Source organism: Shouchella rhizosphaerae, assembly GCF_036700015.1.
In the GTDB taxonomy this organism is placed as follows: Bacteria; Bacillota; Bacilli; order Bacillales; family Bacillaceae_D; genus Shouchella; species Shouchella rhizosphaerae.
On record NZ_CP144921.1, the window covers coordinates 3,871,311 to 3,893,215 of the forward strand.

At 42.8% G+C, this 21,905-nt stretch carries 24 protein-coding genes and 1 pseudogene; 18 read left to right on the forward strand and 7 right to left on the reverse strand.

Translation table 11 applies throughout. The features are described 5' to 3' along the window. Positions 1 to 20: 20 nt before the first annotated feature. From V5G21_RS19310 to V5G21_RS19370, 13 genes and pseudogenes are all read left to right on the forward strand, one after another. On the forward strand, positions 21 to 758 hold the full coding sequence (locus V5G21_RS19310; protein WP_011246809.1) for a hypothetical protein: 738 nt from the start codon (positions 21 to 23) through the stop codon (positions 756 to 758). Positions 759 to 983: 225 nt separating this feature from the next. Next, positions 984 to 1,748, forward strand: a complete 765-nt coding sequence (locus tag V5G21_RS19315; protein ID WP_011246810.1) for an aminoglycoside adenylyltransferase domain-containing protein — start codon at positions 984 to 986, stop codon at positions 1,746 to 1,748. Between the two features lie 155 nt (positions 1,749 to 1,903). Next, positions 1,904 to 2,356: a hypothetical protein gene (locus tag V5G21_RS19320; RefSeq protein ID WP_011246811.1), complete on the forward strand. Its 453-nt coding sequence runs from the start codon at positions 1,904 to 1,906 to the stop codon at positions 2,354 to 2,356. Between the two features lie 318 nt (positions 2,357 to 2,674). Then, positions 2,675 to 2,878: a PLD nuclease N-terminal domain-containing protein gene (locus tag V5G21_RS19325; protein ID WP_011246812.1), complete on the forward strand. Its 204-nt coding sequence runs from the start codon at positions 2,675 to 2,677 to the stop codon at positions 2,876 to 2,878. Further along, on the forward strand, positions 2,878 to 3,792 hold the full coding sequence (locus V5G21_RS19330; RefSeq protein WP_338465024.1) for an ABC transporter ATP-binding protein: 915 nt from the start codon (positions 2,878 to 2,880) through the stop codon (positions 3,790 to 3,792). Before V5G21_RS19325 ends, V5G21_RS19330 begins: the two co-directional genes overlap by 1 nt. Then, the gene (locus V5G21_RS19335; RefSeq protein WP_011246814.1) at positions 3,789 to 4,568 is read left to right on the forward strand and encodes an ABC transporter permease subunit; all 780 of its coding nucleotides are present in this window, start codon (positions 3,789 to 3,791) and stop codon (positions 4,566 to 4,568) included. The genes V5G21_RS19330 and V5G21_RS19335 overlap by 4 nt, the downstream gene beginning before the upstream one ends. Positions 4,569 to 4,627: 59 nt before the next feature. After that, entirely contained in the window at positions 4,628 to 5,158 is a 531-nt protein-coding gene (gene sigY, locus V5G21_RS19340) for an RNA polymerase sigma factor SigY (protein ID WP_011246815.1), read from the forward strand. Next, positions 5,145 to 5,525, forward strand: coding sequence for a YxlC family protein (locus V5G21_RS19345; RefSeq protein WP_011246816.1), 381 nt, complete (start codon positions 5,145 to 5,147; stop codon positions 5,523 to 5,525). The genes sigY and V5G21_RS19345 overlap by 14 nt, the downstream gene beginning before the upstream one ends. A 683-nt stretch (positions 5,526 to 6,208) precedes the next feature. After that, positions 6,209 to 6,331: pseudogene (locus V5G21_RS19350) on the forward strand (NUDIX domain-containing protein); the annotation flags it as partial. A 237-nt stretch (positions 6,332 to 6,568) separates the two neighbouring features. Beyond that, positions 6,569 to 7,522 carry an alpha/beta fold hydrolase gene (locus V5G21_RS19355; RefSeq protein ID WP_011246817.1) on the forward strand — a complete coding sequence of 318 codons (954 nt, stop codon included), beginning with the start codon at positions 6,569 to 6,571 and terminating at the stop codon, positions 7,520 to 7,522. Then, complete coding sequence (locus V5G21_RS19360; protein ID WP_011246818.1) at positions 7,522 to 7,977, forward strand: PH domain-containing protein; 456 nt, start codon at positions 7,522 to 7,524, stop codon at positions 7,975 to 7,977. Before V5G21_RS19355 ends, V5G21_RS19360 begins: the two co-directional genes overlap by 1 nt. Before the next feature lie 176 nt (positions 7,978 to 8,153). Next, positions 8,154 to 8,528: a hypothetical protein gene (locus tag V5G21_RS19365; protein WP_050749041.1), complete on the forward strand. Its 375-nt coding sequence runs from the start codon at positions 8,154 to 8,156 to the stop codon at positions 8,526 to 8,528. 54 nt (positions 8,529 to 8,582) lie between these two features. After that, positions 8,583 to 9,098 (forward strand): HEAT repeat domain-containing protein, encoded by a 516-nt coding sequence (locus V5G21_RS19370; RefSeq protein WP_011246820.1) that lies wholly within the window; start codon positions 8,583 to 8,585, stop codon positions 9,096 to 9,098. 360 nt (positions 9,099 to 9,458) lie between these two features. Here V5G21_RS19370 and V5G21_RS19375 read toward each other — a convergent pair whose 3' ends face one another. From V5G21_RS19375 to V5G21_RS19385, 3 genes are all read right to left on the reverse strand, one after another. Further along, positions 9,459 to 10,106 (reverse strand): type A-10 chloramphenicol O-acetyltransferase, encoded by a 648-nt coding sequence (locus V5G21_RS19375; RefSeq protein ID WP_035203840.1) that lies wholly within the window; start codon positions 10,104 to 10,106, stop codon positions 9,459 to 9,461. A 178-nt stretch (positions 10,107 to 10,284) separates the two neighbouring features. After that, positions 10,285 to 10,875 carry a YdeI/OmpD-associated family protein gene (locus tag V5G21_RS19380; protein WP_073304075.1) on the reverse strand — a complete coding sequence of 197 codons (591 nt, stop codon included), beginning with the start codon at positions 10,873 to 10,875 and terminating at the stop codon, positions 10,285 to 10,287. A gap of 120 nt (positions 10,876 to 10,995) precedes the next feature. Then, positions 10,996 to 11,286: an RNA polymerase alpha subunit C-terminal domain-containing protein gene (locus tag V5G21_RS19385; RefSeq protein WP_035203837.1), complete on the reverse strand. Its 291-nt coding sequence runs from the start codon at positions 11,284 to 11,286 to the stop codon at positions 10,996 to 10,998. 207 nt (positions 11,287 to 11,493) lie between these two features. Here V5G21_RS19385 and V5G21_RS19390 point away from each other — a divergent pair, with 207 nt between their 5' ends. After that, positions 11,494 to 12,180, forward strand: coding sequence for a GOLPH3/VPS74 family protein (locus V5G21_RS19390; protein ID WP_051881195.1), 687 nt, complete (start codon positions 11,494 to 11,496; stop codon positions 12,178 to 12,180). Between the two features lie 96 nt (positions 12,181 to 12,276). Here V5G21_RS19390 and V5G21_RS19395 read toward each other — a convergent pair whose 3' ends face one another. Then, positions 12,277 to 13,131 carry a YitT family protein gene (locus V5G21_RS19395; protein ID WP_035203838.1) on the reverse strand — a complete coding sequence of 285 codons (855 nt, stop codon included), beginning with the start codon at positions 13,129 to 13,131 and terminating at the stop codon, positions 12,277 to 12,279. Between the two features lie 182 nt (positions 13,132 to 13,313). Between V5G21_RS19395 and motA the strand changes: the two genes are divergently transcribed. The 3 genes from motA (at position 13,314) to ytvI (ending at position 16,108) form a co-directional block, all read left to right on the forward strand. Further along, positions 13,314 to 14,120, forward strand: a complete 807-nt coding sequence (gene motA, locus V5G21_RS19400; RefSeq protein ID WP_011246826.1) for a flagellar motor stator protein MotA — start codon at positions 13,314 to 13,316, stop codon at positions 14,118 to 14,120. Then, on the forward strand, positions 14,098 to 14,856 hold the full coding sequence (locus V5G21_RS19405; RefSeq protein ID WP_011246827.1) for an OmpA family protein: 759 nt from the start codon (positions 14,098 to 14,100) through the stop codon (positions 14,854 to 14,856). The genes motA and V5G21_RS19405 overlap by 23 nt, the downstream gene beginning before the upstream one ends. A 115-nt stretch (positions 14,857 to 14,971) precedes the next feature. Then, on the forward strand, positions 14,972 to 16,108 hold the full coding sequence (gene ytvI, locus V5G21_RS19410; protein ID WP_011246828.1) for a sporulation integral membrane protein YtvI: 1,137 nt from the start codon (positions 14,972 to 14,974) through the stop codon (positions 16,106 to 16,108). An 18-nt stretch (positions 16,109 to 16,126) separates the two neighbouring features. Here ytvI and V5G21_RS19415 read toward each other — a convergent pair whose 3' ends face one another. Continuing rightward, positions 16,127 to 16,651, reverse strand: a complete 525-nt coding sequence (locus V5G21_RS19415) for a TraR/DksA family transcriptional regulator (protein WP_063609559.1) — start codon at positions 16,649 to 16,651, stop codon at positions 16,127 to 16,129. 253 nt (positions 16,652 to 16,904) lie between these two features. Here V5G21_RS19415 and V5G21_RS19420 point away from each other — a divergent pair, with 253 nt between their 5' ends. Beyond that, on the forward strand, positions 16,905 to 17,255 hold the full coding sequence (locus V5G21_RS19420; RefSeq protein ID WP_011246830.1) for a DUF2200 domain-containing protein: 351 nt from the start codon (positions 16,905 to 16,907) through the stop codon (positions 17,253 to 17,255). Positions 17,256 to 17,338: 83 nt separating this feature from the next. Here the strand turns inward: V5G21_RS19420 and parC are convergent, their stop codons facing one another. Together parC and parE are read right to left on the reverse strand one after the other, a co-directional pair. Continuing rightward, on the reverse strand, positions 17,339 to 19,762 hold the full coding sequence (gene parC / locus V5G21_RS19425; protein ID WP_073304076.1) for a DNA topoisomerase IV subunit A: 2,424 nt from the start codon (positions 19,760 to 19,762) through the stop codon (positions 17,339 to 17,341). Further along, a complete protein-coding gene (gene parE / locus V5G21_RS19430) occupies positions 19,763 to 21,733 on the reverse strand; it encodes a DNA topoisomerase IV subunit B (protein ID WP_035202509.1) in 1,971 nt (656 codons plus the stop codon). It abuts the gene before it with no gap. Positions 21,734 to 21,905: the final 172 nt, after the last annotated feature.

The window sequence follows — 21,905 nt, forward strand, 5'->3', positions numbered from 1 at the left end:
AAAATGAAGGAGAGAGGGCAATGAAAGCGTCTCAGAGTGTGATTGACATTTGGAAAAGATTCGACGACTTTCCGATGGAAACCTTAACTAAAGCTTGGTATAGCCAGATTGCTTCGGTTAACAAGCAACGAACAGTGGATTTAATGAAATTACATCGGGAGGAATATGGAACGTCTGGCAACTGTTTTGATTTAGCGATTTGGTTAATTAACGAGTTTAGGGAGAATAAATTACAAGCTTATGCAGTGTTTACTCCTCATTTCCATGTGGCGGTAGTCGTTATTGATGATGAAGGTTATAAGTATTTGTGCGATCTTGGAGATCAATGGGTTCAGCCTATACTGATAGACCGGGAACATGAGGAATATACCGAGGAATTTGTGGAAGGGTTCTTTCCAGGCGCTCAAATTAAGCTGACAACACAGTTGGAAAACCTTATTGTGACTTATAGAAGGCCAAGTGGCAAGGAAAGCAATCAGTCATTTAACTTGACCCCGGTTTCCGATAGTGAATTGATTGCGGCAGGAGAAAAAACGCAGAGAAACATCACAAGCCCCCTTGTTGAGAAACGTTTGTTTATGGACGATCAAGTCGGTCATTGGGAATTTGATAATTATAAAAGTTTTATTAGTCGTAATACTGGCAGGGAAATCGAAGATCAGTTAAGTGGTATAGAGGAATGGGCCAACCGAATTAGTAGGGTAAGTGGAATAAATGAGGCGGTTGTATTACGAGCATTGGAAGTGTATTCGCGATGACATGCATCAGGGGAAGGCGTAAAGTCAAATTGATCGATTTCACAGAGCCCGTGTCCCCATTTCACCTCATCCTATTTTTAAAGCTAGGGCTATCCTTTCGATTTGCAAGAAATGTTTAGCAGAGAAGTTCAATAAGCGAAACTGAGACTCCGTTCGCGAGTTCCTCGGGTTCAATGAGGACTATTAGAGGAAATCAGCTCCCGCTTTTATTCAAGGAGAATGAATATGAATCAACAAGTTGTCTTAGACAAGGTAACTAGTCTTTTAAAGAAAAAATTATCTGGCTCTCTTATAGGAATTTATTTACATGGTTCTATGGCAATGGGGTGTTTTAATCCGTTACAAAGTGATGTAGATATTTTAGCAGTGGTTAAAGAAAAGCTATCTGTTGATACTTACAGGAAAATTGCTAATAAACTTATTCGCCTTGAAGAAGAATGGAAGATGGTGAGAGGATTTGAAATCAGTATAGTATTAGAGACATATACTGTTGATTTTGTATATCCAACCCCTTTTGAATTTCATTATTCTTCATTCCACAAAGTAAAGTATCTAACGGATGAGACCTATTTCTGCGGAGGATATGAAGATCCTGATTTAGCAGCTCACTTTGTTGTGACATATAATCGCGGGAGTGTACTTTTCGGAAAACCAATTAAGGAAGTATTCAAGGCTATAGATCACAACTATTATATCGATTCAATTAAGTCTGATGTTAATGGAGCATTTGAAGGAATCATTGATAATCCAGTTTATTATGTGCTTAATCTAGCAAGAGTACTTCTGTATGTAAGGGAATCCGCCATTTCTTCCAAAAAAGAAGCAGGTGAATGGGCTTTAAATGAATTGCCCAATCAGTATAAGTATACAATTGCGCAGTGTCTTGCAAAGTATGAAAATGGATTAGAGACCTTAAATCTCGACGAGGATATGCTCCTAAACTACACAGAATACATGTTTAAGGAAATTGAACAATTAAGTTATAGGTAAAAGTTCCAAGTATCCTCTACTCCTACCCGTTTGAACTGAAGTTTGCTTTGATTTATTATTGTGGTACTGCCGTCAGAACTACTTACCGCTCTAGAGGCTGAGTGGTAAGTAAACATTAGTGAGACGCATAAAACTTGTACGGAGTGGCATTTGAAATGTTTAAAAACAACAAGCAAGAAATAAGAACAAATTACGAATTGGCATTATTGGAGAAAGCACAAAAAATGATTCCACAAGTGCCTCCTCTACCGTGGAGACAACAGACCGTACTCTCTGCCTCTGGAGTAATCGCAGCAGGATGGGATTCAAAAGAGAATATCATCCTAATTAGCTCAAATTCAGGTTATAGCATCAACCATTCAATGACTGGAGAGAGAATCCTAAGGGACAGGGACACCGACAGGACTGAAAACAATATCATAGACAGGGGATTGAAATTTATCATTCCAGAATCGGCGGAGGAGATAGAAATTTTTGGCATAGAAGCGGGTGACGGAGTGCATTTAACCATTCCCCGTTTGGATGGTTGGATAAAATGTGGTTTTGCTCCATCAGGTAATCAATTTATGGTAATTGGGTCTGGTGGCGCAGTTGTCTATGCGAAATGATAGCAGGAGCAGAGAAGGCGCTATCATACGCACCTTCTCATCCTTGTATGCCGTTGTTTTCTGCAGACTAGTTTGATTGAAATGGCTTTAATTTGCGGATTTATATTGGCCTTATTGATAATTTCACGTACCAAATTAATTGACTAGAAAACACAAATACACAAAATCAACTAAGGGAAGCTTCAGTTGCTGTTAAAAAGATGCAAAATGAACACGAGATGATAGGGGTCTTGTGTTTTTTATTTTTTCATGAACGATTTTATCATCTACTCCGTCTTATATGTGAACTTACATTTACGATTAAAGGGGAAGGATAAGATGAATACAGATTTTGCTGATGTTCCTTGGGGGCTGCTTGCGCCCGTTATCATTTTGAATTTAATTTTGGTCATTGTCGCGCTCATCGATTATGTGAAGCTAGCAAAAACGAAAGGCGCCCACCTGTTCTGGATTCCGGTTATTTTATTTGTTAGCTTTTTCGGACCGGTAATGTACTTGATTTTCGGGAGGAGGAACCACTAATGAGTTTCGTATCTGTTCGGCACTTAACGAAGACATATACCGGGCATCCTGCAGTCGATAATCTTTCTTTCGAACTGCAGCCGCATTCCTGCATCGCTTTATTAGGAGTGAATGGGGCTGGCAAAACGACAACATTAAAGATGTTATCAGGATTAGTCAAACCTACATCAAGCACCATACAGTTCCACCAGCCAACACCACACGGAAAGGGCCACATTCGTGCCGATATCGGCTACTTGCCCCAGTTTCCCGTCTTTTGCGATTGGATGACCGGTTTTGAATTTCTCTTCTATGTCGGGCAACTCGCTCATTTGTCGAGACGGGAAGCGAAACGTAGAACCAAAGAATTACTAGACAAGGTGGGGCTGACCGAAGCGGCTCATCAGCGTATTGGTCAATATTCAGGTGGTATGAAGCAACGTCTTGGCATTGCCCAAGCTCTGATTCACCAGCCTAAACTGGTCATGCTAGATGAACCGGTATCTGCTCTTGATCCCGTCGGACGCCGGGAAATTCTCCAGCTGATGCAAACATTAAAGGAGGAAGCAACGGTTCTTTTCTCGACCCATGTCCTGCATGATGCGGAGGAAGTCAGTGACGCAGTGCTCATTATTGATCAAGGCCAGCTAAAGTACGGGGGAACGCTCGATTCGCTTCAGCAAGAATGGCAAGATGCGGCCATCATAATCGAAGCCCAGGATGACCTGACTAACCAGCTCAGGAACTGGCGGGAACAAAAACGTATTGTTGACTTTGTTACAGAAGATGATGGTTACAAAATATTGGTAGAGGATATTGAGTTGGCGGTGCCCTTCCTTTTACACGCTTTTGCTCAGCGCCAGGTTCGGTTAACGAAATTCGAAGTAGCTAAAATGTCTTTGGAAGATTTATTTTTAAAGGTGGTGCAAAAATGAAGCAATGGCTCGTGTTGTTTCAAAAAGAACAGGTAGAACTATGGAGGAATTACAAGTGGATATGGGTTCCTGTTGTGTTTCTATTATTAGGAAGTTCGACGCCGCTCTCTACCTACTTTATGCCACAAATCTTAGAGGACTTCGGCGGGTTACCAGAAGGGGCCGTCATCGACATTCCAACGCCAACAGGAACTGAGGTGCTCGCGCAAACGTTATCTGATTTCGGATTGCTCGGCGTCCTTGTCTTGACGTTGGCGTTGATGGGGATTGTATCGGCTGAACGGCGGAGCGGAGTAGCTGCGATCATTTTACTGAAGCCAGTACCCTACTTTTCTTATCTCACAGCCAAATGGGCGGCGATTATTTGTTTTACGTGGGTGTCACTTGGCCTTGGTTACGGGTTAGCGATGTATTACACGACCCTTCTTTTCGATGCGGTTTCGCTTGAACGTTGGGTCAGTAGTTTTTTTCATTTTGGATTGTGGTTAACGTTGGTTATGACGATTGTTCTGTTTTATAGCACCATTCTTAAACAAACAGGCGCAGCAGCCTTTTGTGCATTAGGTACCATTCTTCTCATCAGCCTGCTTTCATCGTCCTTTCCAGCCTGGTTCTCGTGGAGTCCTGCACAGTTGGCCAATCACGCCACATTGGTTTTATTGGAAGGAGAGGGTTTGGCTGATTATACACCTGTTTTGTTGTCGACTTTGTTTGGGATTATCGGCTTGCAGCTTGGAGCAATCGCCATTTTTACACATAAAGAGCTTGTTGACTAGCTTCAGTATCAATGAGCATGATAGAAAGGAACGATCTGCCTTGTTTAAGGAGACATGCTATGGATGAAACTGCACTTATTCGTAAAGCCCAAAAGGGAGACCAAGTGGCGCTAGCTACTCTCCTGCACGAGAATTATTTATTTCTGAGGAGATATGCGTTAAAGATTACATTGAAACCATCATTGGCCGATGACTTAACACAGGAAACGATGACCAAGGCGATCGAAAAAATTCATCTTTATAAAGGGCGTTCTAAGTTTTCAACATGGTTGATTTCCATCGCTTCTAACCTATATATTGATATGTGCCGCAAGCAGAGCAAAGAGGAACTAATGGCAGATACAGAAACGCCATTGCACCAGTTGAAGTGGGAATTTGCCCACCGTCAGCTTGACTGGATGGATGTTGTAGATGAGTTAGGGAAATTATCAGAAGGGTATCGTCTGCCCTTGATTTTGAAGCACTATTACAGCTATAGATATGAAGAAATAGGCAAGATGTTAGGCATACCAGAAGGAACTGTGAAATCAAGGGTTCATCACGCATTAAGTCTGTTAAGGAAGGAGTTGAACGTGAATGACGAAGGATAAGAGGCAGAATAAATCGGAGACGGAAGAGAAGGGGAAAAACGGAAGGCCCTCAGCACAGCTAACCGACAAACAGACGATTATCGAGCTGCGTTCGGGTTTAGAACGTCTTGATCAGCTCGATGCAGCGGATGAGCCAGACCTTTCTTTTTTCCTACAGCAAGTAAAGGAAACAAAAGCCAATAGCAGGAAAAAGTTGCTTAAGGAACTAGTGGGATTGTGGGGGCTCGCTCTTGTTATTTTAGCGCTTTGGACGACAACCTACTTTCATTCGCCAACGGTCTTCCTGATCTTACAAGGGATCGCTGTTGTTATACTGCCGTTCATCGTATATTTTACGACGAAAAAAGAGGTGAACAAACGCTCATGACGAACACGCATCCTTCTGACGTTCCTTTCTATCTATGGGTAATCTTAGCCGCTATTTTATTTACGCAAAGTACGGTTCTATTTATTAACGCCAGGCGGCACGGCCATAATTACTGGTTATGGGGAATGATTGGCTTGCTGAATTTTCCAACCGCCACTCTGCTTTATTTGATTTTCGCAAAACGGATGCCCAGAAAGCTATGGAAAAGGCAGTAGAATGGTAGAAAGGGGCAGTTACTCTCTCTGTAAAAGATTGATTTGTAAAGGAAAAGCTAAGAAAACTAACATTAAAATGACAACACGGGCACAAAGGGCTAGAACGGAGAACTTCGGTAAGCAATCATGATGTGGGGGCATTACAAGTTAGCCTGCCCCCGCTTACTTGATAGAAGACCTATATTCCATAACAGTGATGCAATGATCCGCAAGAGCCACTAGCAACTTGCTACACATCGCTTCATCCTTATTGCTGTAAATCGCCTGAACCAAGTTCAAAATACTCCGCTTCCTGAGCTGCAGCAGTTTGCTTATCGTTACTACCTCTGTCGGAACGACCTATTATATCGGAAGCTTTCCCTATGAAGTATCGTATAATTATTGTATATATTTGAAGGGATGGATGGAAGTCGTTGACGTATAATACCCGAAAACAGAACAATGATAAAAGTATAGGAGAGGTTAGATATGCTACCTAAACATCGATTAACTGCAGGAGCTTTAGTACGTAATGAAAACAATCACATCTTACTCGTCAAGCATCCCAAGCGAGGATGGGAACTGCCTGGCGGTCATGTCGAAGAAGGCGAATAAGATTTTAAAAAGGAGTTAAAGAGATTATTGATCCCGCAACTGCATCCGTTTTATCTCGTTTTTTACGGCTAAGGCAGATTATCTTGTTTTTGGCTTGGTATCTTTTATTATTAATTTGATAATCTGATGTTGTGATTATATCCGCTAATTTTATTGACTCGGGCCTTTTCACCGCAAATAATAAGTATAGGCCACACAATACGAATGATTGCATGTGAAGAAGGAGCCACAATCATGAATACATATATAGTACGAGGCAAAAAAATCCATGTAGAGATTTTCGGAGATCGGTCACTACCGGCTGTGCTTTTTCTTCATGGCGGGCCTGGAGAAAGCTGCTACGAATTTGTTTATCATCAGTCCAACCGTTTTTCAGATCAATTTCAATTGGTAGCGATTGACCAAAGAGGGGTTTGCCGCTCGGAAGGTTTATCAGAAACTGAACCATTCGGGCTTCAAGATTTAGTGGAAGACTGTGAGGATTTGAGGAAACAACTGGGCATTAACCGATGGGCAGTCATTGGCCATTCGTTTGGTGGGTATCTTGCTTTGCTTTATGCCTCAGTTTATCCAAACGCTATCACAAACGTTGTTTTTGAATGTCCAACCTTTGACTTTGCATGGACGGCAAAAAGTTTGTTGCGCAGAGCAGCTTCTGTCTTTTTAGAGCTAGGAATCGAAACGAAATCCGAGGAATGTCTAAATCTAGCAACCAGCAACTTATCAAGTGAGCACCTATTTGATTCGTATTTACGCCTAGGAGAGGAGCTAGGGGAACATAAAGAGGATATTTACCGGGTAAATGCCGATACTTCAATAGATTATTCGGCATATACGGATGAAGAATGGGAGGCTTTTGATGACCGAACGGACATTCATCTTGAGCGTTTACGAGAAGAGGGAAGGATCTTCCAATCGATCGTCTCCTTGCTTCCCAGTCTTTCGGTTCCTTCTTTGCTTGTGATAGGGGACGCGGACCCAGTCACATGCGATAAACATGTGGAAGCTTATAATCAAATGGCAAACGGTCATAAAGTGGTGATGAACAATTGTGGGCATACTCCCCATGCCGAATGTCCAGATGTCTATTATCGAATTGTGTCTGCGTTTTTGTTACAGGGTGAATGGCGCTTTGTAGAAATGGGCAATGGAGCATACACGTACTTTAACAAGGATGTGAGTAAATAATGGTTTTTCATGCGAAAATAGCGATTGTTCCTATGATTATATTTATATTTTTATTGGTAGGCGCCATGGTCGCGATGGCTGTTTTTCCTCTCACTTTTATTCTCGGAGAGGTGTCTTCATCCCTTATTTTTTTCATTTCGGTTGCGATGTTTATTGTTACAGTTGGCTTTCTCTTGTGGTATATAACCTCCATTAAATTTGTTTTGACAGAGGAACATCTCCTAATTAAAGGAGGTCCATTTAAACGTAAAATATTGTATCCAAACATAATAAAAGTCGTCCCAACAACTGATCGATTCACCGGTTATCAAATTTCTTCGTCTGATAAGGGAATTGAATTGCGTTACAAAACAGCCAATGCTACTAGAACGATAAAAATATTACCAAAGGATAAATTGAAATTTATTTCCGAATTAAGGAAACGGTGTCCAAATGCACAGATTAGTGAATTTTAAAGAGAGAAGAGGGAATGGGAGGCAATGTAGAAGTAAAAGTAGAAGTAAAAGGAGATAGGGTATACAACGAAATAATAAATACATAAGGTGCGGGCATCTGAATTGAGCGAGTAGAAATACAGTGAAATACGCATTGCAATTAATATGATATGAATAGTAGAAAGCAGGTTATCTTGATAAAAGTAATTACTTTATGCGGCTCTACAAAATTTAAGGAACAATTCGAGAAAGCAAATGCTTATCATACATTGCAAGGAAATATTGTGATAAGTCTCGGGTTTTTCGAGCAAAGTGAAGGTATAGAAACACAAGAGCAAGCAGAATTGTTGGAGGAAATTCATTATAAAAAAATAAATATGTCTGACGAAATTTTTGTTATTGATGTTAATGGCTATATTGGGGAAAGCACAAAAAAAGAAATTGAGTATGCAAAACAACAAGGTGAATTAGTAAGTTACTATTCTGAGAGCGATAAAGTAATAAATCACCTATCTACTAAACTGCGGCAGGTCAAGGGTATAACCCATCGCTCACTGCTGTATTTTCGATGATAATGTTATTGTAATTTTGAGGCGGAATATGTAATACAAAAGGATGGTGTCTCTATGGACAAGAACGAGGAAGTATCTCTATCGCTTAGAAAGATTGCGAATTCCAGTGAAATGAACCAGGTAGCTGCGGCGATGAAAGAAGTGAGGCGGTCTGGTAAAGCCGCTTTGCCACTATTGATAGATGCGCTTCATGGTGAGGATCCGATGTTGCGTGACATTGCATGTGCCGTTCTCGGAGAGCTAGGTTCAGACGCAGGAGAGGCAGTGCCGAAACTGATTGAGCTGATGCAAACAAGCTCTGAGGAGACAAGGATGGCCGCAGCTCTCTCGTTGATGCGCATCGGCCCTGACAGTCTACCATTATTGGAAGAGACAGCCAAGAAATCAGTAGGTTTAACGAAATTCTGGGCTTGTTGGGCTATATCTTGGCTCGATCCTTCTCGGTTGGATCAGGATATGATCGTATGTCTAAAAGCTGAGCAGGAACAACCAACGAGTGAAGTAACGCCATTCGCGGCAGCGGAAGCAGTCGGGAAAGTGATCGCATGGCAATTGAAAGAAGCTGACTAAAATGATTGTTTATCCTTTCTAAGATAAGACGGCGGGCATCTTAAGTACAACAAATGCTCGCTGTTCCTGTCAATGAGGGCTCGGATTCGGGGGAAGCAAAGTATTTGTTAGACCCGTTCAATTCAATACGTTGTTTCTGTTAGTTTACATAATATACATTACAGGAACCAATTGGATGAAAAAGAAAGATCGTCTCGAATGACAAGTTTACTTCAGTTTTCGAGACAAAAAATCTTTTCATTGCTAGCGCTAATCACTTACTTATTATCATATCTTAATTATTTGTCCAACAGAAACCAAATTAAAAGGAACTGTTGCACACAGTTCCTTTAATAATACGATTCATCCACTAACGACCAGTTAAATCCAGTCTTCACTTTCATCAGCAAGTTTTTGTAAGTCATTGATAAAAACACTTGCATGGTAGCCATCACAAATAGCATGATGCATTTGGATAGAGACAGGCAGGAATAATTCATCATTTACTTGTGAATACTTCCCTCCAGTTATTATGGGTAAGAGAAAATCTCCGCCATTATTTATATTTAGATTAAATGCTGTAAAAGAACTCCAAGGAATCATAGAAATCGGAATAGTGTTATCTGGTATTGGTTTTTTTGGAAATAATCTCCTCGTGCCATTGTATCTTTCTGCATCATTTTCATATTTAGAATGAAACTCAGAAAAAATAGTTAAGTTTGGTGACCAGATGCCAGAAAATGTGTGTGATTTGTTATCAAAAATGGTATAGAGTGGGCAAATCTCCGTCCAGTAACCTAAATTTCCTTCTGAGTTAAAATTTATTCTAAATTCTCTATGGGCGTTCACGATTTTTGTCACCATAAAAATAAACGCAGGATATAACTTATAATGCTTTTTCTTTAAGTTCTTCATAAGTATAGTTATATTAATTTCATTCGTCAGACTGAATGTTGTCTGCTGCTGTAAATAGTGTTCAAAATATTCTTTTCGATCCCATGTATCACGATTAATAGTGTTAAATTTCATAATCAACGCCTCCTAATATAATATAATTAAATTTATCTTAGGAGGCTATTTTCACTGCTTTTTTCATGACAGTCATCCTTTTTTATAGGCAATTTCATGCCATCATATTATCAAGTATCTATAACAAGAGTCAACAAACCTTCCAAATACATATACATTCATAGAATAAACCTTTTAACTAATCCTTCAATCCTAATCCATCTAGAATTTTCTGGACGTACTTTTCCACCCTTGCTGCTCGTGTTTTTGGTTGCTTGGCACCAGAAAAATAAAGAATGTATGCTCGTTGCCTTCCTGGCGTCAATGCCTCAAAAGCGGTTTTCAAGGCGGGCATTTCATCGAATTTATTTTGCAGCTCTTCTGGAATGTTCAAGTTGGTATTATCTTGATTTACTTTCAATCCGGCTTTCTCTACTGCAATTGCTTCATCTATATAGTCTTTTAAAATAAGCTCTTTTTCAATGATTTCCTCAATATTTGTAAAGCGAATTTGGCGGGCCGCTTGTACGTTCTCTGTTTGTTGGATGAGTATCCCGTGGGCATCCTTTAACAAGGCACCTTTATGAAAAAGCAGCGCGCAGTAGTCTTTAAATCCATGTATTAATACGATGTTTTTGTTTTCAAATGTATAGCAAGGGTGCATCCACTTAAATTCTTCAGTCAGGTCGCAGTCCAGAATAATCTCTCTTAACTTCTTATATTCTTCCTTCCACTTTTTAGCGTTATTTAAAAATTCATCAACCTTAGGATTCGTACTGTTATTTGGCATTGAGGGCTACACTCCTTCTATTTTTGGCGATATCATTAGTAATGTAAGCGCTGCAAAAATCTTATCATGTCACTTTTTGAAGTTCAACATACACTTATGAGTTCAGAAGTTCACTACAATTTAACGTTTAAATGAGAGTTGTTTTTCTTCCAATGCAGCTCTAAGAGTTGGCAAGGATGCTGGTCCTATTCCATGAATCTTTAAAATTTCCTTTTCACTAAAGCGTGATAGCTGCTCTAATGTCGTGATTCCCTCGTGTATCAATGCATTTCTAGCGGGAGAAGAAAGCTTTGAAAGAAATCCGCTACTTGGTTTGCTTTCTTGTTGACACGTTGGACAGCTTGGACAATCTGTACTTTTATAATATTTGTGTCCTTTATCGCACGTTTTTAATTCTTTTGAAGTGTTCATCTCATCCTCCCCATTCTAAGCATCCCTGCTTTTTACATTTAGCTGTTCTAATTTTATAATTTTTTTCAAGTCCTGCATACTACCAATAACAAACTCCAGTTGATTTTTGGTTTATCCTTATCTCGTTGTTGATGTGGGAACGAAACTTTTTTTGTGTTGGCTCGTAAATAAGAGTAAGAGATAGATAATAAAAAGGAGTGATGGGACTTGCCTTTTATTGCTGAGCAATTGTTGCTATTAGCGATTAATCCGCAAACTGCGAAGCCTTATTACCGAGCTTCGACGGCTCTGCCTTATGCGCTTAATGGCGCCCTATTGGCTGAATTGATGATCAATGGCAATATTGAACTACAACATAAGAAAGCAGTTGTTGTGAATGAAAATACGAATGATCCTTTGCTTAAGCAAACACTTGCACGTATGAAGGAGAAAAAGCCTCGCTCTCTCAAGTATTGGGTGCAAGGCCTCTCTTCTTCCCGCACTCAGCAAGAGGTGGCAGCATTGCTTGAGGAACAGGACCAGCTAACGGTTCGTAAAACACGTTTTCTAGGCCTCTTTCCAAGTTATGAATACCATTTAGAACGAAACGACTTACACGCCCACGCCTATCGTTTGTTCCGGGCGGTGTTGGATAAAATGAGTAGTCAAGAGCCCCTCAACCGAGAAGAAGAACGATACGCAGTGTTGCTTGCCTTTTTGCATACGAGCAAGCTTTTGCCTATTATCTTTAAAAAACGAGCTGAGGTACGAGAAGCAGCAGCGCATTTGAAGCGGATCAGCAAAGACTTACCTGTCTCTGCTGAAGTTAAAAAGACAATTGATGCCATGGAAACAGCAATGATTGTAGCGATGACTACGATAGTGGTCACATCAAATTCCTCTAACTCTTCGTGACGGAGAAGCTTCGCCTGAAATCTGTAAAACAATTAGCCTGTAGAAAACGTAGGTGTTTTTCTACAGGCTGAGGTGCCGTTTTACCGGTATCTTTTTTTAATGGTCCTCTTCTCCTTTGAATGCAGCCCCTCTCGATTCATGGGCATCGATAATGGTGAAAAAGGCGTTTCGGTCATGTTCATAGATAGTATTTTTAAGTTGCATGATCTCCAGTCTTCCTACTACCACGTACAAGATGTCTTTTTCTTTTCCTTGATAGCCCCCCTGCCCTTTTAGCCTTGTTACACCTTTGCCCAGTTTCGCCGTAATTGCTTCAGTAAGTTGTTCATAGTGGTCCGAGACAATCATGACCGCTTTCGTTTGGTCGGGCCCCTCTACCACTGCATCGATCGTTTTGGCGGCTACGTAATAAGTTAGAATAGAGTACATGGCGTTTTCGAAGCCATACACAAAAGCAGCCCAAGCGAAAACGGCCACGTTAAAAGCGAGTACACATTCACCGACTGTAAAGGGAATTTTACGAGTTAACAATAATCCTAATACTTCTGTGCCGTCCAGCGCGCCTCCACTTCGAATGACCAACCCTACCCCAAGTCCTAATAGCAGTCCGCCAAATATGGTTGCTAGCAAAGGCGTCGTCGTCAGAGGTTCTAAATGCCAATGATGCAAAAGCGATTCTGATACAGCGAGGATAATGTTTCCAGTCAAAGAATAGATTAAAAAACGTTTGCCGAGGTAGAGAAAGCCAAAATATAAAAACGGGACATTTAAAAGAAGGACGAGAATGCCAAAATTAAAAGATGTAATCGCATTTAAAATCAACGAGATGCCGATAATGCCTCCATCGATAATACTGTTTGGCAATAGGAACCATTCAATCGCTATAGCGGCTAAAATGGCACCTGCCATCACAGTGAATATTCGAAAGCTCAGTTGCTGTGAAGCTGGCATAGACAGTCCCTCCATCTCATTACTATGGACAAAATTGAATTTTTTTATGCAAAAGGACCCAATTGTAAAATGAGACTTTCGGCTTAAAAGAGTGACAGATTGACGAAATTGCGAAGAGCGCTTCAAGCATGGGCTTCTTTATCCGAATTAAGTAGTAAGGACAGATTTAAAAGGAGACTCACATGGACAAGACATCATTTATCGGCATTTTTTTAGGAATAGGTACAGTTATATTTGGAGTCATTTTAAAAGGCTCTAGCTTAGAGGTGCTCCTGAATCCCGCCGCTATTGTCATCATCATAATTGGTACGATTGCAGCTGTTTTAATCGCCTTTCCTTTTTCAGACATTAAACGAGTTCCAAAATTGTTTGGCGTGTTGCTGTCTGAACGGAAAGAAACCTCTCAGCATGAAATCGTGGAAAAGTTCGTAGAGTATGCGACCATTTCTCGTCGTGACGGGATGCTTGCCCTTGAAAGCAAGATTGAAGATATAGACGATCCGTTTTTTCAGCAGGCAACACGGATGATGATCGATGGCCAGGACCCTGACTTTATTCGCCATACATTGCATGAGCGGATTGATGCCATGCAAGAACGCCATGCAACAGGAGCGGCCATTTTCAGCCAAGCTGGCACCTATTCGCCAAGCCTTGGCGTACTCGGGGCGGTGCTGGGGCTTATTTCTGCACTTGGCAATTTGGATGACATTAACAAATTAGGCGAGTCGATTGCAGCTGCTTTTGTTGCAACACTGCTTGGGATCTTTTTTGGCTATGTGCTTTGGCATCCATTTGCCAATAAACTACGGCGTAAGTCAAAAATTGAAGTATTGAATCAGCATATGATTATCGAAGGCACGATTGCCATTATTAATGGCAGCTCGCCTCGGGCGGTTGAAGAGTATTTGTCGGTTTATATGGAGGAAAAGAAGCAAAAAGCATACAAAGAAGGAGCAGAACAACGACATGTCACACAAGCGGAGGCCTAGGCGGCATGACAGTAACACACATGTAGACGAAACATGGCTTCTACCTTATGCCGATATGCTTACTTTGCTTGTCGCCTTGTTTATTGTCCTATTTGCGATGGGCCAAATTGATCAAGCCAAGTATGACCAACTCAAAATTGTGCTTTCCGAAACGCTTGGCGGACAAGGGATTCTTGATAATCAAAATGCCCTTGACGAAGTGGATGAACAGGCGCGGAATACCCTTGAAAGCGATCCTTCTGAATTAAGCGAAGCCTCAAAACTGGAACGAAGTGAATTGGAACAGCTTCAGGCACGCTTAAATGGGTATATTGAAGAAAAGCAGTTGGCGGATCGGCTACAAACGGAACTTGGTGCTTCCGGATTGTTAATTACGATCAATGACGGCATCTTGTTTGCTTCAGGGAGTGCCGAGCTTAAGAGCGATTCGATCGAACTAATCGAGCAACTATCAGCTATGCTTGCTTCTGACCCACCTCGCTATATTCAAATTTCCGGGCATACCGACAATGTGCCGATGGGAAACAACGAATTTGATTCGAACTGGGAATTAAGCAGCGCCCGTGCTTACAATGTCATGAAACTGTTTTTTGAATACGATCATTTTGAGCCGGCGCAACTGTCGTTTGCAGGTTACGGTGAGTATCACCCGATTACTTCAAACGAGACTGCTGAAGGAAGGCAAGCCAACCGACGCGTGGAAGTCCTCGTTCTCCCGTTGGAACCAATCGAATAAAAAACGGAGTGGGTTCCGCCCCACTCCGTTTTTTTAGGTGCCATTTGACAGCATGCTTTGTCAAGAACTACAATAATCTCGTTACCTGTTTTGGCGATGTTTACATGAAAAGAAGGTGAACCTGTTGTCGCGAGACGTTGCTTGGATGATTGGCCGAACGATTGCCATTGTTGTTTTTCTTATAGGTTCTTTATGGGTGTTCGCAAAGGTCTTCTCGCTTACATACCCTTTTTGGTTTGCGGCTTTGTTTGCCTGGATGCTACAGCCAGTCGCCCGTTTCTTTCAACAAAAGCTGCGCTTCAGCCGTGGTTTTGCCAGTTTGTTTGGTTTGCTAGGCGGAATCTTGGTCATTAGCGCGATTCTAACGGGGTTGGTTTTTCTTATTTATTTTAGTTTGCGCCAATTTTTTGAGCAAGTACCAACGTGGATTGAAGAAGGCTCTGAAAAAATGCAAATCTTCTTTAATGAGACGGTTTGGCCGTACTGGCAACAAGTACTTGGCTTGTTTGATACGATCGATGTAGGCACACACAATGTTCTGTCGGAAGGAATTGACCAGTTAGGGACAGTGCTTGGCAATTTTCTTGGCGATATCGGGCAGGGGGTTGTTGACTTTTTAACAACCGCGCTCTTAGGGTTACCGAACTTTTTGGTGGCGTTTCTGTTTATCATTTTGAGCATTTATTTTATGGGGAAAAGTTGGAGTTATTACCAGGATGTTTATGATCGCCATGTGCCACTACGGTTGCGTAAAAAAGGCAAAGAGTTCGTACAAGCGATCCGGCGGAGGCTGTTTGGCTTTCTTCGAGCCCAGTTCATCCTCATGTTTGTCACCGCTTGTATTGTCTTTGTCGGCCTTTTGATCATTCAGATTGACAATGCGTGGATGCTTGCCATTGTCGTCGGAATTGCTGAGCTGCTTCCTTATTTAGGGACTGGCACGATCTTAATTCCTTGGTTTATTTACTTGTTTATCACAGGCGATGTGTCTGGCGGTTTCGGGATTGCGATTTTATACATCATTGTCGTCATCATCCGGCAACTACTTGAACCAAAAGTGCTTTCAAGTCATATGAACTTAAATCCAATTGCAGTCTTAATTTCTTTGTTTGCCGGCCTCCGCTTGTTCGGTGCATTCGGCTTGTTTTTAGGCCCTGCTATTTTGGTGTTCATCGTAATTTTGAATGACATTGGCTTTTTTCGAGCCGTCCTTCAGTTTATCCGCAACGGTTTTACTGAACCCGAGCAATAGCCCGCTCATCGGAGCGGGCTATTGCTTTGGCCAATCTTGTTCATTTGTTGAATGGGAGAACGCGTCCTCCCCTGATTGATGGCTTGCCTGTTGTTCTTGTTCAAGGGCACGCGTTGTCTCTGTATCGCCCTCCATTCGCACATAGTCCACTCCACTAGCTTCTTGACGATCCTCCGCTAAAAGCGTTTCTTTTTCTCGTTGCGCTTCCGGTGTTCGCTTCGCATAAGGGAGTGCTTCCAGACGTTCATAAGGAATCGGTTGCCCTGTATCGATGCAGATTCCGTATGTCCCTTCTTCGATTCGCTCTAGCGCTTCTGTGATGTCTTGAAGGCGTTTTTGGTCCGCTTCGTTAAGTGATTGTTGGATGACACGGTCTTCGTATTCAGAAGCCGTTTCACCAATATGGTTATCGGCGCCCCGGGCAATGTCGCCGCGGCTGTCCGACATTTCGCCAGTGGTTCGTCGCTTCTTTGTTTCAAGCTCGTCTTTCATTTCTAGCAATTTGTGTTTTAAATGAGCAAGTTGTTTCTCTGAAAGTCCCATGTTTACTAAACCTCCCTCTACATCCTTATACTGCTCCTTTCCCGAAAAGGCGGTTAGGCAAACAATGAGGGTGCAATTGGCAGATTCACAATGTTGTAGATGACAGGCAAAACGGCTCGCTACGGAAGCCATTTGCATCATTGCCCGAATTCCATACCAATACAACAAATTTCTAATATTTGGTAAATTCCCTAGGTGTTGTTCGACTAAGTTTCGTGCTAAAATAAAGAAAAACCGTAAGCGAGGAAGCATGATGGCCAAACATCGGATTTATACAACGAGTGTCGCGAGCGTCTATCCCCATTATGTCGCGAAGGCAGAAAGAAAAGGGCGCACCAAAACCGAAGTCGATGAAATCATTTGTTGGCTGACCGGATATAGCCAAGAAGAGTTCGAAGCGCAACTGGAAAAACAAACAGACTTTGAGACATTCTTCGCAGACGCTCCAAAGCTAAATCCTTCGCGCCATTTGATCAAAGGCGTCGTCTGCGGTGTCCGAGTGGAAGACATTGAAGAACCAACGATGCGGGAAATTCGTTATTTGGATAAGTTGATCGATGAGCTAGCAAAGGGAAAAGCAATGGTGAAGATTTTACGAAAATGAGACGCTACACAAAGAAGCTGAAAAAAGAAAAATAGTCTACTAAAAAAGCCTTGAAGCTCATGCTTCAAGGCTTTGAGGTTTCCTTATTGAATCACACGTACTAACGTAAGCGCGTCGCCGCTTTCGTGTTGGTCAAAAGCATAGGAGCCGTTGGAATAGCGATCAGCACGACGATAGTCCCTTGGCGAGATGGCAATCATGTCTCCTTTTGCCGTTTCGATAGCAAACGTTTCATCTTGAGAGCGGACCCGCTTGAGCCCAACTAATCGATGAGGGTTGTTTTTTAATTCCCTTAGCATTAACACGCCTCGTTTGGCGCGGCTTGACTTTTCAAATTCAGTAATGGCCATTTTCTTGACCGCTCCACGATGTGTGGCAACGAGAAATTCAACAGAATCTTCAAGGCCAAATGCTTCGGCGCCAATGCAGTAATCACCTTCTTTTAAATTGATTCCCTTTACACCAGCGGCACGTTGGCCGACTAAAGAAACATCTTCTTCCGAAAACCAAAGGCCATACCCAAAGGCAGTGGCTACGAACAGTTCTTGCTGGCCGTCTGTCAAAAGCACGCGAACGACTTCGTCCCCTTCTTTTAGCTTTAAGGCCATCAGTGGTTTGGAATAACGTTGGGCTTGGTATAAGTTTAACGTTGACCGTTTGGCCATTCCTGCTCGCGTCATAAAGAGCAAATACTTCGTCTCAGCAAACTCGCGAATGATTTGTGCAGCAATAATTTCATCATCGGCATCAATCGCAACGAGGTTGGCAACATGTTGGCCGTCGTCTTTCCAACGGATGTCTGGCAGCGAGTGGACAGGCACGTACAAGTAACTCCCCCGTTTGGTAAACAGTAGCACCACATCAGTTGTATTGGCTTCTTGGGATAATAAGAGACGGTCTCCTTCTTTCATTCCTGGCCCATCCTGGCTAGAGGCTGAGTAGGAGCGCAGGCTTGTCCGTTTGACGTAGCCTGCCTTTGTGATCGTCACGCGCACGTCTTCCGAGGCAATCAACATGTCCATGTTGATTTTGATTTCTTCAATTTCCGCTCGAATTTCGGTACGGCGCGGAGAAGCAAATGTCTTTTTAATTTGGTTTAATTCCTTTTTAATGACGGAAATGAGTTTCTTTTCGCTGGCCAAAATCGCTTTTAATTCGGCAATTCGCTTTTCAAGCTCCTCTGCTTCTTTTTGAAGCGTCGTAATGTCGGTATTGGTCAGACGGTAAAGTTGGAGTGTGACAATTGCTTCTGCTTGTGGTTCAGTAAAGCCAAACTGGCTTTGCAAATTGGCTTTTGCGTCTTTTTTATCTTTTGAAGCACGGATCACAGCAATGACTTCATCCAAAATGGAAACGGCTTTGATAAGGCCTTCGACAATGTGGGCGCGGTCAACGGCTTTTTTAAGCTCGAATTGGGAGCGTCGCGTAAACACTTGCTTTTGATGGTCGATGTACGCTTGCATCAAGTCGAGCAGCCCCATTAACTTAGGTGTTTTATTGTGTATCGCCACCATATTAAAGTGGTACGTCACTTGCAAATCGGTATTTTTAAACAGGTAATGGAGAATCGCTTCTGGATCAGCTTCCTTTTTCAGTTCAACGACAATGCGCATCCCGGTACGGTCTGTATCGTCGCGGACTTCGGCAATACCGTCCACTTTTTTGTCAAATCGGATTTCATCCATTTTTTTAACTAAGCTCGCCTTTACTACTTCGTAAGGAATTTCCGTAATGACGATTTGCTTGCGGCCGCCACGCGTTTCTTCAATCGCTGTCCGGCCGCGGACGACGATTTTGCCTTTCCCTGTTTCATAAGCTTGGCGGATGCCGTTTGAGCCTTGGACAATTCCGCCAGTAGGGAAGTCAGGGCCTTTAATAATTTCTAACAATTCATCAAGGCTCGTATGTGGCTTTTGCATCAACAACGTAATGCCGTCAATGATCTCTGGCAAGTGATGAGGCGGTATGTCTGTCGCGTAACCAGCCGAAATACCTGTTGAACCATTCACAAGCAAATTTGGAAACATCGCTGGCAAGACGACGGGCTCTTCAATTGAATCATCAAAGTTCGGGATGTAGTCGACTGTGCCTTTATCTAAATCACGCATCAACTCTGCACTAATCGCCGATAGCCGCGCTTCCGTATAACGCATGGCCGCCGGTGGATCGCCATCCACTGAACCGTTGTTGCCGTGCATGTCGATTAATTGTTCACGCACTTTCCATTCTTGGCTCATGCGGACCATTGCTTCATACACGGAACTGTCGCCATGGGGATGGTAATTGCCGATGACGTTTCCAACCGTTTTGGCTGCCTTTCGATACGGTTTATCGGCCGTATTGCCTTCATTGTACATTGCATACAAAATACGGCGTTGCACAGGCTTTAGTCCGTCTCTGGCATCAGGCAATGCCCGTTCCTGGATAATGTATTTGCTGTAGCGGCTAAAACGGTCGCCGATGACATCTTCTAAAGGAAGGTCGAGATAACGTTCTGATTTTGCCACTTACGCTTCCTCCCCTACTTGCAGATTCTCGTTTTCCAAAATGTTTGTGTCTTCTTCTAGCCCAAAGGCGACATGGCTTTCAATCCACTTACGGCGCGGTTCGACTTTATCGCCCATAAGCGTGGCCACATGTTTCTCAGCCCGTGCCGCGTCTTCCAAACGGACGCGGATCAACGTCCGTGTCGCTGGGTCCATCGTTGTTTCCCATAGCTGGGTGGCGTTCATTTCGCCGAGCCCTTTGTAACGTTGGACAGTCGATCCCCTGCCGACTTTCTTTAACGCAGCCTGGAGCTCGTTTTCATCCCATGCATACTCGACTTGCTCTTTTTTGCCGCTGCCTTTGCTTACTTTGTATAAAGGAGGCAAGGCGATGTAAATTTTCCCTTCGTCGATGAGCGGTTTCATGTAGCGATAGAAAAACGTAAGCAACAGCACTTGAATATGAGCGCCATCTGTATCAGCATCTGTCATAATGACAACTTTGTCGTAATTACAGTCAGCACTATCAAAATCGGCTCCTACGCCAGCGCCAATTGTATGGATAATTGTGCGGATTTCTTCATTTTTCATAATGTCATCAAGCTTAGCTTTTTCGGTGTTGATGACTTTTCCTCTAAGAGGAAGAACAGCTTGGAATTTGCGGTCACGCCCTTGTTTGGCTGAGCCGCCAGCAGAGTCGCCCTCGACCAAGTACAGTTCATTGCGAGCTGGGTTCCGTGACTGAGCTGGCGTTAACTTGCCGCTCAGCAACACATCTTTGCGCTTGTTTTTCTTGCCGTTGCGCGCATCTTCCCTGGCTTTACGTGCCGCTTCCCGTGCCTGTGCTGCTTTCATTGCTTTTTTAAGCAGCATCGTTGCCACAGCTGGATTTTCTTCGAGAAAATAACTGAGGTTTTCCGAGACAATCGCATCAACAGCAGAACGGGCTTCTGGAGTCCCTAGCTTGCTTTTCGTTTGCCCTTCGAATTGCAGTTTTGCTTCCGGGACGCGAACGGAGACGACCGCAGTGAATCCTTCTCGTATATCCGATCCATCTAAGTTTTTGTCTTTCTCTTTTAAAACGCCAATTTTGCGTGCGTGTTCATTCATGATGCGGGTCATCGCTGTTTTCGCGCCTAGCTCGTGTGTGCCGCCGTCCCGTGTACGGACATTATTAACGAAAGAAAGCACATTTTCCGTATAGGCATCGTGAAATTGAAAGGAAAAGTCCATTTGGATGTCATTGGCGCTTCCGGAAAAGGACACGACTGGATGAAGCGCTTCTTTTCCTTCATTTAAATAGTCGACAAAGGCTTCAAGCCCCGTATCAAACTTAAACACTTCATGCAGCTCTTTTCCAGGACGCTTGTCCGTTAATTCAATCTGGACGCCTTTCAACAGAAAAGCCGCTTCTCGAAGTCTTTCCGCCAATATTTCGCTGTTAAACTGAATGGTTGAGAAAATGCCTTCATCTGGCTTAAAACGGACAGTCGTGCCTGAGGCGCGTGTTTTGCCTTTTTTCTCAAGCGTTGTGACCGGCTTGCCGCCTTGTTCGAAACGTTGTGTGTATCGATAGCCATCCCGTTTAATCTCCACTTCAAGCCATTCCGATAAGGCATTGACAACGGAAGCACCAACTCCGTGCAGCCCGCCACTTGTCGCATATCCGCCTTGGCCGAATTTGCCTCCAGCATGAAGGACGGTGAAAATGACTTCCGGTGTCGGCTTTCCAGAACGGTGCATGCCGACGGGCATCCCCCGCCCTTCATCCTCAATCGAGACACTCTGATCTTTATGGATCGTTACTTTTATTGTATTTCCGTAGCCGCCGAGTGCTTCATCGACGGCATTATCGACAATTTCATAAACAAGATGGTGCAGCCCGCGTACATCAGTTGAGCCGATGTACATGCCAGGCCGCTTGCGTACCGCTTCAAGCCCTTCTAAGACTTGAATGGCATCCTCATTGTATTCCACGTGCTGTTTTGCCATTCCGTTCTCCCTTCCATTTATCTATAAATCGATTATACCATAACGAATACGAATGTTTGTTCTGTATAGGTGAAATAATGGCTGCCCTTCTTCATTTTAACCATTGTTTTCCTGTATGCAACAGTTTTTTCTAATAGCACCTTACCATGTTTATCTTTGTTGTTGCAAATGC

Excerpts from the sequence above, each read along its gene's own strand:
- V5G21_RS19310 (WP_011246809.1), top strand. The coding sequence starts at position 21 with ATGAAAGCGTCTCAGAGTGTGATTGACATTTGGAAAAGATTCGACGAC.
- V5G21_RS19315 (WP_011246810.1), top strand. The coding sequence starts at position 984 with ATGAATCAACAAGTTGTCTTAGACAAGGTAACTAGTCTTTTAAAGAAA.
- V5G21_RS19320 (WP_011246811.1), top strand. The coding sequence starts at position 1,904 with ATGTTTAAAAACAACAAGCAAGAAATAAGAACAAATTACGAATTGGCA.
- V5G21_RS19325 (WP_011246812.1), top strand. The coding sequence starts at position 2,675 with ATGAATACAGATTTTGCTGATGTTCCTTGGGGGCTGCTTGCGCCCGTT.
- V5G21_RS19330 (WP_338465024.1), top strand. The coding sequence starts at position 2,878 with ATGAGTTTCGTATCTGTTCGGCACTTAACGAAGACATATACCGGGCAT.
- V5G21_RS19335 (WP_011246814.1), top strand. The coding sequence starts at position 3,789 with ATGAAGCAATGGCTCGTGTTGTTTCAAAAAGAACAGGTAGAACTATGG.
- sigY (WP_011246815.1), top strand. The coding sequence starts at position 4,628 with ATGGATGAAACTGCACTTATTCGTAAAGCCCAAAAGGGAGACCAAGTG.
- V5G21_RS19345 (WP_011246816.1), top strand. The coding sequence starts at position 5,145 with ATGACGAAGGATAAGAGGCAGAATAAATCGGAGACGGAAGAGAAGGGG.
- V5G21_RS19355 (WP_011246817.1), top strand. The coding sequence starts at position 6,569 with ATGAATACATATATAGTACGAGGCAAAAAAATCCATGTAGAGATTTTC.
- V5G21_RS19360 (WP_011246818.1), top strand. The coding sequence starts at position 7,522 with ATGGTTTTTCATGCGAAAATAGCGATTGTTCCTATGATTATATTTATA.
- V5G21_RS19370 (WP_011246820.1), top strand. The coding sequence starts at position 8,583 with ATGGACAAGAACGAGGAAGTATCTCTATCGCTTAGAAAGATTGCGAAT.
- V5G21_RS19375 (WP_035203840.1), bottom strand. The coding sequence starts at position 10,106 with ATGAAATTTAACACTATTAATCGTGATACATGGGATCGAAAAGAATAT.
- V5G21_RS19380 (WP_073304075.1), bottom strand. The coding sequence starts at position 10,875 with ATGCCAAATAACAGTACGAATCCTAAGGTTGATGAATTTTTAAATAAC.
- V5G21_RS19385 (WP_035203837.1), bottom strand. The coding sequence starts at position 11,286 with ATGAACACTTCAAAAGAATTAAAAACGTGCGATAAAGGACACAAATAT.
- V5G21_RS19395 (WP_035203838.1), bottom strand. The coding sequence starts at position 13,131 with ATGCCAGCTTCACAGCAACTGAGCTTTCGAATATTCACTGTGATGGCA.
- motA (WP_011246826.1), top strand. The coding sequence starts at position 13,314 with ATGGACAAGACATCATTTATCGGCATTTTTTTAGGAATAGGTACAGTT.
- V5G21_RS19405 (WP_011246827.1), top strand. The coding sequence starts at position 14,098 with ATGTCACACAAGCGGAGGCCTAGGCGGCATGACAGTAACACACATGTA.
- V5G21_RS19415 (WP_063609559.1), bottom strand. The coding sequence starts at position 16,651 with ATGGGACTTTCAGAGAAACAACTTGCTCATTTAAAACACAAATTGCTA.
- V5G21_RS19420 (WP_011246830.1), top strand. The coding sequence starts at position 16,905 with ATGGCCAAACATCGGATTTATACAACGAGTGTCGCGAGCGTCTATCCC.
- parE (WP_035202509.1), bottom strand. The coding sequence starts at position 21,733 with ATGGCAAAACAGCACGTGGAATACAATGAGGATGCCATTCAAGTCTTA.